General features: G+C 55.4%; 12 protein-coding genes. 2 read left to right on the forward strand and 10 right to left on the reverse strand.

The window, feature by feature from the left end:
• Nucleotides 1-175 precede the first annotated feature (175 nt).
• The 3 genes from A936_RS06450 to dnaB all read right to left on the reverse strand — a co-directional run bounded on the left by A936_RS06450 (nt 176) and on the right by dnaB (nt 4,077).
• Nucleotides 176-1,369 carry an amino acid aminotransferase gene (locus A936_RS06450; protein WP_008455818.1) on the reverse strand — a complete coding sequence of 398 codons (1,194 nt, stop codon included), beginning with the start codon at nt 1,367-1,369 and terminating at the stop codon, nt 176-178.
• 58 nt (nt 1,370-1,427) lie between these two features.
• Nucleotides 1,428-2,507: an alanine racemase gene (alr, locus tag A936_RS06455; RefSeq protein WP_008455820.1), complete on the reverse strand. Its 1,080-nt coding sequence runs from the start codon at nt 2,505-2,507 to the stop codon at nt 1,428-1,430.
• 163 nt (nt 2,508-2,670) lie between these two features.
• Nucleotides 2,671-4,077 carry a replicative DNA helicase gene (gene dnaB / locus A936_RS06460; protein WP_008455821.1) on the reverse strand — a complete coding sequence of 469 codons (1,407 nt, stop codon included), beginning with the start codon at nt 4,075-4,077 and terminating at the stop codon, nt 2,671-2,673.
• Nucleotides 4,078-4,156: 79 nt separating this feature from the next.
• On the opposite strand from dnaB, the gene A936_RS06465 reads away from it, so the two are divergent.
• Nucleotides 4,157-5,140, forward strand: coding sequence for a quinone oxidoreductase (locus tag A936_RS06465; protein ID WP_008455823.1), 984 nt, complete (start codon nt 4,157-4,159; stop codon nt 5,138-5,140).
• Between the two features lie 208 nt (nt 5,141-5,348).
• On the opposite strand, the gene dusA is transcribed toward A936_RS06465, so the two are convergent.
• From dusA to A936_RS06480, 3 genes are all read right to left on the reverse strand, one after another.
• A complete protein-coding gene (gene dusA, locus A936_RS06470; RefSeq protein ID WP_008455825.1) occupies nt 5,349-6,353 on the reverse strand; it encodes a tRNA dihydrouridine(20/20a) synthase DusA in 1,005 nt (334 codons plus the stop codon).
• 85 nt (nt 6,354-6,438) lie between these two features.
• The gene (locus A936_RS06475; protein WP_008455828.1) at nt 6,439-7,746 is read right to left on the reverse strand and encodes a conjugal transfer protein TraF; all 1,308 of its coding nucleotides are present in this window, start codon (nt 7,744-7,746) and stop codon (nt 6,439-6,441) included.
• 171 nt (nt 7,747-7,917) lie between these two features.
• Complete coding sequence (locus tag A936_RS06480) at nt 7,918-8,421, reverse strand: cupin domain-containing protein (protein WP_008455830.1); 504 nt, start codon at nt 8,419-8,421, stop codon at nt 7,918-7,920.
• A gap of 95 nt (nt 8,422-8,516) precedes the next feature.
• On the opposite strand from A936_RS06480, the gene zur reads away from it, so the two are divergent.
• Entirely contained in the window at nt 8,517-9,029 is a 513-nt protein-coding gene (gene zur, locus A936_RS06485) for a zinc uptake transcriptional repressor Zur (RefSeq protein ID WP_008455832.1), read from the forward strand.
• A gap of 75 nt (nt 9,030-9,104) precedes the next feature.
• Here zur and A936_RS06490 read toward each other — a convergent pair whose 3' ends face one another.
• The 4 genes from A936_RS06490 to A936_RS06505 form a co-directional block, all read right to left on the reverse strand.
• Nucleotides 9,105-9,314, reverse strand: coding sequence for a CsbD family protein (locus A936_RS06490; RefSeq protein ID WP_008455833.1), 210 nt, complete (start codon nt 9,312-9,314; stop codon nt 9,105-9,107).
• 235 nt (nt 9,315-9,549) lie between these two features.
• Complete coding sequence (gene dinF / locus A936_RS06495) at nt 9,550-10,884, reverse strand: MATE family efflux transporter DinF (RefSeq protein ID WP_008455835.1); 1,335 nt, start codon at nt 10,882-10,884, stop codon at nt 9,550-9,552.
• Nucleotides 10,885-10,962: 78 nt separating this feature from the next.
• The gene (lexA, locus tag A936_RS06500) at nt 10,963-11,571 is read right to left on the reverse strand and encodes a transcriptional repressor LexA (protein WP_008455837.1); all 609 of its coding nucleotides are present in this window, start codon (nt 11,569-11,571) and stop codon (nt 10,963-10,965) included.
• A gap of 109 nt (nt 11,572-11,680) precedes the next feature.
• Nucleotides 11,681-12,049 (reverse strand): diacylglycerol kinase, encoded by a 369-nt coding sequence (locus A936_RS06505; RefSeq protein ID WP_008455840.1) that lies wholly within the window; start codon nt 12,047-12,049, stop codon nt 11,681-11,683.
• Between the last annotated feature and the right edge of the window lie 25 nt (nt 12,050-12,074).

Raw genomic sequence — 12,074 nt, forward strand, 5'->3', positions numbered from 1 at the left:
AGCAGCCTTGCCATAAAGCCTTCCGACCATACCTGCCGGGGACCGATCGACAAAGATTTTTTTCAGTTTTATGTCAGAGAAAATAGGCAGGGTCACAGAATAGAGCAGGAATTTCCTCTCCCAAACGGGAGAGGAAAAAGAGAACATGCGGTAACCAAATAAAGTTAGCGAGTACTTACATCACTGCAGCGAACGCCTGCGCCACGCGCTGAACGTTGCTGTGATTAAGCCCGGCAACGCAGATACGACCGCTGGTGAGCAGGTAAATGCCAAACTCATCACGCAGGCGGTCGGCCTGAGCCGCGCTTAGCCCGGTGTAGCTAAACATGCCGCGCTGTTTCACCAGGTAGTCAAAGTTGCGCCCCGGCACCGCTTTAGTCAGCACTTCCACCAGCACCTGGCGCATTTCCAGAATACGCACGCGCATGGTTTCCACTTCCGCAATCCAGCTTGCTTTCAGCTTCTCGTCATTCAGAACGGTCGCCACAACCTGCGCCCCAAAGTTCGGCGGGCTGGAGTAGTTGCGGCGCACGGTAGCTTTGAGCTGACCCAGCACTCGCCCTGCGGCATCACTGTCTTCGCAAACTACGGAAAGCCCGCCCACGCGTTCGCCATAGAGAGAGAAGATTTTAGAGAAGGAATTGCTGACCAGCATCGGCTGCCCGGAGGAGGCGATGGCGCGGATGGCATAGGCATCCTGCCCCATGCCCGCGCCAAAGCCCTGATAGGCGATGTCGAGGAACGGGATCAGGTTGCGTGCTTTAAGAATTTCCGTGACGGCATCCCACTGGCTGTCGGTGAGATCCGAGCCGGTTGGGTTGTGGCAGCAAGGGTGCAGCAGCACGATGCTAAGTTCAGGCAGCGTATTCAGTTTTTCCAGCAGCGCCTCAAAGCGCACGCCGTTGGTTGCGCTGTCGAACCACGGGTAAGTATTCACGGTGAAACCCGCGCCTTCAAAGATGGCGACGTGGTTTTCCCAGGTTGGATCGCTGACCCATACCTGTGAATCAGGGAAATAGGTTTTCAGGAAGTCAGCGCCAATTTTTAAGGCACCGGACCCCCCAAGCGTTTGCACAGTGGCAATGCGACCTTCCACCAGCGCCGGGTGGTTAGCACCAAACAGCAGCGGCGCGATGGCGCTGCGATAGCTGTTCAGGCCTTCCATCGGTAAATAGAGAGAGGCGCCGTGAGCCTGCGCATTCAGGCGAGCTTCTGCTTCTGCCACGGCCTGTAACTGCGGGATCACCCCATCTTCATTGTAATAGAGGCCGATGCTGAGGTTGACCTTGTCGCTGCGCGGATCGACTTTAAAGCGTTCCATGAGGGAAAGGATCGGGTCGCCAGCATAGGCGTCAACTTTTTGAAACACGGTGAGGTTCTCCTGGTTTACAGTTCGCGGATTTCCACTGTAAACCAGGCGAGGACACTCAGTCCAGATACTTCATTGTTACCCTTGAAGTCAGGCGAGTGATAAGTTCGTAAGCACTTACATTCGAATATTCGGCGATGCGTTCGACCGGCAAACCTTCACCCCACAGCACTGCACTATCGCCCGGTTTATCGGCGGCATCCGGGCCTAAATCGACGCAAATCATGTCCATGGCAACGCGCCCCACAATGGGCACTTCGCGACCATTGATCAGCACCGGCGTGCCGGACGGCGCGCTGCGCGGGTAGCCGTCACCGTAGCCCATAGCCACCACGCCAAGGCAGGTGTCGCGCTCGGCAGTCCAGGTCCCACCGTAGCCGACCGGCTCCCCGGCTTTATGGCCGCGAACCGCGATCAGGCTTGAGGTTAAAGACATCACCGGCTGGAAACCAAAGTCTTCACCCCACGGCTTTTGTTCCAGCGGCGAAACGCCGTACAGGATGATGCCGGGGCGAACCCAGTCCATATGCGAGTCGGGCCACAGCAGAATGCCGCCCGAGGCGGCGATAGAGCGCTGCCCCGGCTTGCCTGCAGTGAAAGAATTAAAGATATCGAGCTGGCGCGGGGTGGCGTCGGACTCCGGCTCATCGGCACGGGCAAAGTGGCTCACCACGTTTACCGGCTGGCTGACGTTTTTGCAGGCGGCCAGGCGCTGATAGAAAGCTTCGGCCTCTTCCGGGCGCACGCCGAGGCGGTGCATCCCGGTGTCCAGCTTCATCCAGACGGTGATGGGCTGGCTGAGATCGGCCTGCTCTAGCGCTTCCAGCTGTTGAATGCTGTGGATCGCCGTCTGGAAGTTCTGGGCGGCAATCGTCGGCAAGTCTTCAGCATTGAAGAACCCTTCCAGCAGCAGAACGGGTTTAGTGATGCCCCCTTCCCGCAGGCGCAGGGCTTCTTCGAGGCGGGCCACGCCGAAGGCATCGGCGTTTTCTAAGGTGCGGGCGGTCTCCAGCAGACCATGCCCATAGGCGTTTGCTTTCACGACTGCCACCAGGCGACTGTTCGGAGCCAGTTCGCGGAGGCGTTGCAGGTTGTGTCGCAGAGCGCGGCGGTTAATGACGACGGTTGCCGCTTGCATGTTCGTTCCTTGCTCAGTGTTTGGATTAAATGCTACCCATCCTCTAAATCATTCAGGTCACAGCAAGGCGGCGGAATAACTCAGCCCAATGAGCTAACTAAAGTAAGTGGTTCGGGTGAGAGTGCAGCCCACGCCGCTGTGGCTTGAAGGATGACGAGGATTTTTATTCTTCGTCGTACTGCGGCCCGGCATAGTTATCGAAGCGTGACCACTGGCCGTTAAAGGTCAGGCGTACGGTACCGATCGGGCCGTTACGCTGCTTACCGATGATGATTTCCGCGATACCTTTCAGGTCGCTGTTTTCGTGGTAAACCTCGTCGCGATAGATAAACATGATCAAGTCGGCATCCTGCTCGATGGAGCCAGATTCACGCAGGTCGGAGTTGACCGGGCGTTTGTCGGCGCGCTGTTCCAGGGAGCGGTTAAGCTGCGACAGCGCCACCACCGGAACCTGAAGTTCTTTTGCCAGCGCCTTGAGCGAGCGGGAAATCTCGGCGATCTCCAGCGTACGGTTGTCGGACAGCGACGGCACGCGCATCAGCTGCAGGTAGTCAATCATGATCATGCTTAAACCTTCATGCTCACGGTAGATACGGCGGGCACGGGAGCGCACTTCGGTTGGTGTCAGGCCAGAAGAGTCATCGATGTACATGTTGCGCTTCTCGAGCAAAATGCCCATGGTGCTGGAGATACGCGCCCAGTCCTCATCGTCCAGCTGGCCGGTACGGATTCGGGTCTGGTCCACGCGCGACAGCGACGCCAGCATACGCATCATGATCTGCTCGCCGGGCATTTCGAGGCTGAAAATCAGTACCGGTTTGTCCTGCAGCATGGCGGCGTTTTCGCACAGGTTCATCGCAAAAGTGGTTTTACCCATCGACGGACGAGCGGCCACGATAATCAGGTCAGAGCGCTGGAGGCCCGCTGTTTTCTTGTTCAGATCCTGGTAGCCGGTATCCACCCCCGTGACGCCGTCGTGCGGCGTCTGGTAGAGGGACTCAATTCGGGAAACCGTGGCTTCCAGAATCTGGTCGATGCTTTTCGGGCCTTCATCTTTGTTAGCACGGTTTTCGGCAATCTGGAAAACGCGGGATTCTGCCAGATCCAGCAAATCTTCACTGGTACGCCCCTGCGGGTCGTAGCCGGCATCGGCAATTTCATTGGCGACCGCAATCATTTCGCGCACAACCGCACGTTCGCGCACGATATCCGCGTAAGCGCTGATGTTCGCCGCACTTGGCGTGTTTTTAGAGAGTTCCGCGAGATAAGCAAAACCACCGACGCTCTCGAGCTGCCCCTGGAGCTCCAGGGATTCAGAAAGCGTAATCAGGTCGATGGGTTTGCTCATTTCGAGCAGGCGCTGCATTTCGGTAAAGATCATGCGGTGCGGACGGCTGAAGAAGTCGTTAGCGACCACGCGCTCGGCGACGTTGTCCCAGCGTTCGTTATCCAGCATTAAACCGCCCAACACCGACTGCTCCGCCTCAAGCGAGTGCGGCGGCATCTTCAGCCCTTCTACCTGACGGTCGCGGGGTTCTTTCGGTTTGTTGAAGGGTTTATTTCCTGCCATAGTGAGGGAGCTACCAAATTCATAGTGAGAGACCGGGAAGTATAACCATTCTTGTCACTCTTCGACACAAGGAGTTTCCATGGCAACGCGCATCGAATTTAGCCAACACGGCGGGCCTGAAGTATTGAAAGCCGTTGAGTTTACGCCGAAAGATCCGGCGGAGAACGAAGTTCAGGTTGAGAATAAAGCGATAGGTATTAACTACATTGATACCTATATCCGCAGCGGGCTCTATCCGCCACCGGCGCTCCCGAGCGGGCTGGGTACCGAAGCGGCTGGCGTTGTCAGCAAGGTCGGCAGCAAAGTCACTCACCTGAAGGTTGGCGATCGCGTTGTTTACGCGCAGTCTGGCCTGGGCGCATACAGCAGCGTTCACAATGCGCCAGCCGATAAAGTCGCTAAAATCCCGGATGCTATCTCTTTCGAACAGGCAGCAGCTTCTTTCCTGAAAGGCCTGACCGTGTTTTACCTGCTGCGTAAAACCTACGAAATTAAAGCCAATGAAACCTTCCTGTTCCACGCGGCGGCGGGCGGCGTGGGCTTAATTGCCTGCCAGTGGGCGAAAGCGCTGGGCGCCAAACTGATTGGTACCGTCGGTTCAGCACAAAAGGCCGATCGCGCTTTGCAGGCCGGGGCGTGGCAAACCATCAACTATCAGCACGAAAATATCTCTGAGCGCGTCAAAGAGCTGACCGGCGGCAAGAAAGTGGCAGTCGTGTATGACTCCGTCGGGAAAGAGACCTGGGAAGCGTCGCTGGATTGCCTGCAGCGCCGTGGGCTGATGGTGAGCTTTGGTAACTCTTCCGGGCCGGTGACCGGCGTGAACCTGGGCATTCTGAACCAGAAGGGATCGCTGTACGTGACTCGCCCTTCTCTGAACGGCTATCTCACCACCCGCGCCGAGTTCGATGAAGCCTGCCACGAGTTGTTTTCGCTGATCGCCAGCGGCGCGATTAAGGTGGATGTCGCGGAAAACCAGAAATTTGCGCTGAAGGATGCGGTGCTTGCACACCAGACGCTGGAGAGCCGTGCCACGCAGGGTTCAAGCCTGTTAATTCCGTAAACCACTCAAAATTCAGAAAGAATTAGGGCTTCCCGGAGGAAGCCCTTTCTTTTTTGTTCGTGCTGTATGTAGGGTACAGCGCGATGAATTCTTGTTACTGCGAAAGGATAGTCGCAGATTTAATAAGTAAAAGAAATGACGCCACCGGGATTAAGTTCAGGCTTGTGATCGGCTCCGCAATACCTGAATTCTCCCGGTGGCCTTAAGGCTAAAGCTGGCGCTTATCAGCAACCAAAGACAGCGCGTGTTCAACCACTTTAATGCCTGCCCCGGCTTTATGAGCGTTTTCGCTTAAGTAACGGCGCCACTGACGCGCGCCCGGTATTCCCTGGAATAAACCAAGCATATGCCGAGTTACATGGCCCAGGTAGGTGCCGTTTGCCAGTTCGCGTTCAATGTATGGATACATCGCTCGCACCACGGCAACGGGATCGCTGTCCGCAACATCTGCCCCGAAAATTTCGCGGTCAACCGTCGTCAGCAAGCCCGGGTTTTGGTAAGCCTCGCGCCCGACCATCACGCCATCGAGATGCTCGAGGTGGGTTTTCGCTTCTTCCAGCGTCTTAATCCCGCCGTTAATCGCCATGGTGAGCTGCGGGAAATCACGCTTGAGCTGGTACACGCGCGGGTAATCCAGCGGTGGAATTTCACGGTTTTCTTTTGGGCTCAGGCCAGAGAGCCAGGCTTTACGCGCGTGGATGATAAACATCTCGCATTCGCCCTTGCCTGCCACCGTGCCAATGAAATCGCAGAGAAATTCGTAGCTGTCCTGATCATCAATGCCGATGCGGGTTTTTACCGTCACCGGAATAGAAACCACATCGCGCATTGCTTTAATACAATCGGCAACCAGCTGTGCTTCACCCATCAGGCAAGCACCAAAACGCCCGTTCTGCACCCGGTCAGACGGGCAGCCCACGTTCAGGTTAATTTCATCGTAGCCGCGCGCTTCGGCGAGTTTCGCACAGTGTGCCAGCGCCTGAGGATCACTGCCGCCAAGCTGCAGCGCAATCGGATGTTCTTCTTCGCTATAGGCCAGATAGTCCCCTTTACCGTGGATGATCGCCCCGGTGGTCACCATTTCGGTGTACAGCAGCGTGTGGCGGGACAGCTGACGCAGGAAATAGCGGCAGTGGCGATCGGTCCAGTCGAGCATCGGCGCAATGGAGAAACGGTGCGGCTGGAAAGGAGTCTGGTTACTTTGTGAGGACATACGTTTACGCAGGCTACGATTAAAAAAGGGTCGCTACTATAGCATAAAGCAGCGCCGGGGCATCAGGCTGCCCCGGCATTCAGCATCAGAAGGCCACGCTCAACTGCGCCCCCGCGCCCCAGGTTTGGTCTTCGCCGTACAGGCCCATCAAATCGATATTGACGTGTTTGCCTGCCGCGAACCCTACCCCGCCGGTAAAGACGTTGCTGTCATTGCTTTTCACATCCGCACGATAGCCGGCACGCAGCGCCAGCCAGGAAAGCGGCCTCACCTCAGCGCCAATACCCACGTACTGGGAATTGGCTTCGCTTTTAAAGCCTTTGGTTTCGGTCAGATCGCCGTCCGCGCTCAGGGTCACCAGCTCGTTATGCCAGGCTACCCCGGCGGTCACCAGCGGGCTGATTTGCCAGGTATCTTTGTAGTTCCGTACTTCGCCGGTACGCCCGTTAGTGATGCGAATATCTTTCGTGTCGATATCGCGGGACACCAGGTTCTGGCCGCTCAGGCCGACTGTCCAGTTCTCGCCAAAATCGGCCGCCAAGCCTGCGTCAAGGTTGAATCCAGTGTCATCGTTGCGGTACTGACTGTTCTTCCAGTCGCCGCTGCGATAGTCGTAAATGGACGTGGTGTAGTTATACAGCCAGGTCTTCTGCAGCTTAGGCGTGACGCCAACTGACACCGGCACGCCGCCAACGTCAAACTTGTGGGCAAGAGCAATCCCATAATCAGAAACAATGGCCGCGCGACCGGAAGCGGTTGAGTTCAGGTTACGGGTAATCTGACCGGAACCATTTTGCAGCGCATCAAACGCCACCTCTCCCGCTACCGCGCTGGAGTTTTGGATACTTCGCAGGTAATTGATGTCGTTCTGATCGATATCAGAGCTGACTTTCGCTCGGGCGTAAGCTTTAGTGACGAAAGCCACGGAGAGAGTGTCATTTGGGATGCTAACCGCAATCCCCGCGGCGGCTTTGGCCCTTGCCGTATCGCCCCGCAAATCTTCGAGTTCCCCAGCTAAATCCCCTGCTGCGCTGCGAAACTGATTTAACGTTCCGTTCGGATTAAAAAGAATATCCCGCAGCGTTAACGACCCAATAGATTGTTTATAGTTATCAACTTTGTCGCTGATGCCGTCGATGCGATCCTGAAGGTTGTCTTTATCCGTTATTTGCGCCCCGACAGACGGTAAAATAACGGTAATATTGTCGTCTGGTTTGGACCGGGCTAATAGCGCCGGGTTGATTAATACGCCGCTGCCATAATTAGCCGAGGCCACGCCGGTGCCCCCCATCGCATCGTTTCGCGCTTCGGACCAGGTCCCTGCCGCCCCGGCCTGATGGGCAATAAAGAAGGTTGCGGCGAGTGTCGCCACCGAAGATTTTATTTTATTCATTCACAGCACGCCTGTCTGATTGTCAGATGAAGTAATTCGCCCCTGACAGTTATGACTGAACAGAGGCAGACTATTGCTGTGAATAGCGCGATAAAAAGATGGATATTTGAACCATCAGGATCCCAGATATATCCTTAGGGTTAACGTCTTATTGTTTCCATGCTAATTAATTTATAGTTTACCCTTCGGCTTTCGTGAAGGAAGACCGTTGTGCGGGCCAAAGAATTGAGGCGGATGATCTATCCAACGATCCTGCCGCTGCACGGCATAAGACTGATTTAGCGGGTAATAAATTTTATTTTCGGCTTTATTGGCTTCACCTACGACTAATAGCCGCACATCCTGTTCGGTATTATTAATAAAGGTATGGCAAATGCCGGTTCCGGCAGGAAATCCCACGCTATCGCCCGGCTCGAGCGCCCAAAGATGACCGTTGATCCACACTTCGGGGTGCCCTTCGAGCACATACGCAAACTCTTCTTCGCTGCTTTCCGCGTGGGGATAAGAGGTTCTGCGGCCCGGAGGAATACGCTCATGGTGAATTCCAAGGCGGGTTAAACCGAAATTACGGGCCAGAGGAGCGCCAATAGAAAACAGCTCCGCGCTGTCCGGGTAAGTTGCGTCATCCTCGCCTTCCAGCTCGCGCCAGTGACGAATACAATCAGGTTTTTGCATCACTTCCTCCTGGGTAGATAGGGTCAGTATGTACCAGGATTCGGCGTTTTATCCGCATTATGGTAAAGTATTGCGTCAATGACCGGGAGAGGCTGATGGATACCACAACTTCGCAAAACGTGTTAGCTCAGGCTGAAAAGCTCTGCCTGCAACGCAATGTACGCCTGACGCCACAGCGTCTCGAGGTTTTGCGCCTGATGGCCGAGCAAACCGGGGCCATCAGCGCTTATGATCTGCTGGATCTCCTGCGCGTTAGCGAGCCACAGGCTAAGCCTCCAACGGTTTATCGCGCGCTGGATTTTCTGCTGGAGCAGGGTTTTGTGCACCGCGTGGAATCCAACAACAGTTACGTGCTGTGTAATTTTATCGATCATCCAACCCACTCTTCCGCCATGTTTATCTGCGACAGATGTGGGGCCGTGAAAGAGCAGGCCGCTCAGGGTGTGGAAGATATTATGCAGAAACTGGCGTCCAAAATGGGGTTTGCCCTGCGCCATAACGTGATTGAAGCCCACGGATTGTGCGCTGATTGCTCGGAAGTTGAAGCCTGTAGCCACCACGGCGCCTGCGATCACGATCATTCAGTGCAGCCGAAGAAAAAGCGTTAAGAGGGAGTGGTACATCCCTGTACCCGGGCAGGATTGGTCTTACTTACTGATTAGCACATTTGAGGGTCCGCCAGATTACCAGCGGTAATTGCTCCCGGACTCCCAGTCCTTCACTTCTTTCTCTGCCTGGTCTTTGGCGTAGCCATAGCGTTCCTGGATTTTACCCACCAGCTGGTCACGCTTCCCTTCGATGACGGTCATATCGTCATCGGTCAGCTTACCCCATTTCTCTTTGATCGTGCCTTTGAACTGCTTCCAGTTACCGCCGATTTCGTCCTTATTCATCATCATCTCCTCATCGTTCGGTTTAGATTTTCGCATCCGGGCTGCAGGATGCTGACTTTCTGGAAAACATCCACTGTCTGCTGGATGTAAAGGTAATTGTAGACAAGGATTCCGAGTTATATTTAAAACTCAGAATCTTTAACCATTCTTAAAAGCGATGGAACGCTGATTCCTCGTCTTAGAAACGAGAAATCAGCACGACAGGAGCAGGGTTAACGAAGGCCAGGAGGTTCGATCAATGGCCGCCCGATGCAGCGAACCAGGTGTTATTACGCCAGTGGCGCCGCCAGATGACGCCCAGCGACAGGCCACGCAAGGCCAGAAACACCGCCAGAGACAGCCACAGGGCGTGGTTACCCCACAAAGGCAGCGTAAGCATCGTCACGCCAAAGCCCAGCGCCGCAACCGCCATGCTGTTACGCATTTCGGCACCCCGCGTCGCGCCGATAAACATACCGTCCAGCAGGTAACACCAAACGCCCACGACCGGCAAAATAACCTGCCAGGCAAGGTAATGATTTGCCAGAACACGAAGCTCCGGCAGGGAGGTAAGCAGCGCGACAATTTGCTCCCCAGCAAAAGCATAAATAGCGGCAAATGCTATCGCAACCAGCCCCGCCTGCCTGCACGCAGCCCCCCAAACTTCGAGCAACTGCCCACGGTTACGCGCCCCGTAAGCCTGCCCTGAATGGGCTTCTACGGCGTAAGCAAAGCCGTCCAGCGCATAGGCGGTAAAGGTCAACAGCGTCATCAGCACGGCGTTAACGGCAACAATTTCGCTGCCGAGACGCGCACCAAAAATGGTGATTGAAGCAAAGCAAATTTGCAGCAGCAGCGAACGCAGCATGATATCGCGGTTGAGGGCCAGCAGCTTGCGTAAGTCCCCTTGCCAGGCCGTTTTGAGACGAGCCCAACTGATGCCCCGCAGCTTCAGTACCTTCCGCACCATCACCAGGCCGATGATAAACGTCGCATATTCGGACACCGCCGTGGCCAGCGCCGCCCCCTGTACGTTCATGTGCAGCCCCATCACCAGCCAGAGGTCGAGCACGATATTAATCAAATTGCCGACGACCAACAGGATGACCGGCGCCCGCGCATACTGAACGCCCAACAACCAGCCTAACAGCACGAGGTTAGCCAGTGATGCCGGGGCGCTAAGCCAGCGGATCTCCAGGAACCGCCTTGCCTGATATAACACCTCGTCATTGCCGCCAACAACGTGCAGCGCAAGATTGATCAGTGGATAACGTAGGACCACGATAGCCAGCCCGGCTATCATCGCCAGCATCAGGGGTTGAACCAGCGCGCGCGCCAGCCGCTGTGGATCGTTCGCACCAAACGCCTGTGCCGTTAACCCGGTGGTGCTCATGCGCAGAAAAAGCAGCAGCATAAAGAGGAAACTGGTCGCCGTGGCGCCGATAGCCACCCCGCCGAGATAGGTCGGGCTATCAAGATGGCCAATGACCGCCGTATCGACAAGGCCCAGTAACGGAACGGTGATATTGGAAAAAATCATCGGCAGCGCAAGCCGCCACAGCGCACCATCCGTTGACGAAAAGAATCGCATGGGAATGATCCAGAGGAAAAAAAGAGAGGTGTTTAAGGCAGGTGGCACGGCAGAGTTACCGCACCACCGGAAGAGGTGTTACAGCCATTCACCGTTGCGGATCACCCCGACGGCCAGGCCTTCAATGCTAAAATTCTGCTCGCGAAGATCGACCACAATAGGCTGGAATTCGCTGTTTTCCGGCAGCAGGTGCACGGTATTGCCCTGCTTTTTCAGGCGTTTTACGGTCACTTCATCGTCGATACGCGCGACAACGACCTGGCCATTACGCACGTCCTGGGTTTTGTGAACGGCTAATAAATCACCGTCCATGATGCCGATATCTTTCATCGACATGCCGCTGACGCGCAGCAGGAAATCGGCATTCGGCTTGAACAGAGAAGGGTCAACCTGGTAGTGGCCTTCGATGTGCTGTTGCGCCAGCAGCGGCTCACCGGCGGCAACACGGCCCACCAGCGGCAGGCCATTTTCTTCTTCAACCAGCAGACGAATGCCGCGTGATGCACCAGAAACAATCTCGATGGCACCTTTACGTGCCAGCGCTTTAAGATGCTCTTCCGCGGCGTTTGGAGAACGGAACCCCAGACGTTGTGCAATTTCGGCGCGCGTAGGTGGCATGCCGGTCTGGTTGATATGATCCCGAATGAGATCAAACACCTCTTGCTGCCTGGTAGTTAGTGCTTTCATTCCGCCCCCTGGGTGTTTATACAGTTATGCTGTGAGTATATACAGCCCCGGGCGATTTTGAAACCACAAATTAAGCAAAAAACCAGCGACTTAAACTATTCTGGAAGGGCTATCGCAAATGTGACCAAAGCAAGGTGGCCCAGGTTGCAACCGCAAGGATAATCGCTATCAATACGGCGGCGGAACCCATATCTTTGGCTCGCCCTGAAAGCTCGTGGTACTCGGTGCCGACACGGTCAACCAGCGCTTCAATGGCGCTGTTGAGGATTTCGACAATCATCACCAAAACAACCGAGCCAATCAGTAAAATACGCGTGATGGGGTCCACGTCCAGCCAGCAGGCGATGATGATAGCGATGACCGCCGCTACGCCCTCCTGACGAAAGGCGGCTTCGTTGATCCAGGCCGCACGCAACCCCTTCCACGAGTAGCCTGCAGCCTTAATAATGCGGGTGATGCCGGTGGTATTATTCGCCATTCAAGGAAACCTTTTTAAATATTGA

It is taken from the genome of Enterobacter sp. Ag1 (genome assembly GCA_000277545.1).
Taxonomy (GTDB): Bacteria; Pseudomonadota; Gammaproteobacteria; order Enterobacterales; family Enterobacteriaceae; genus Cedecea.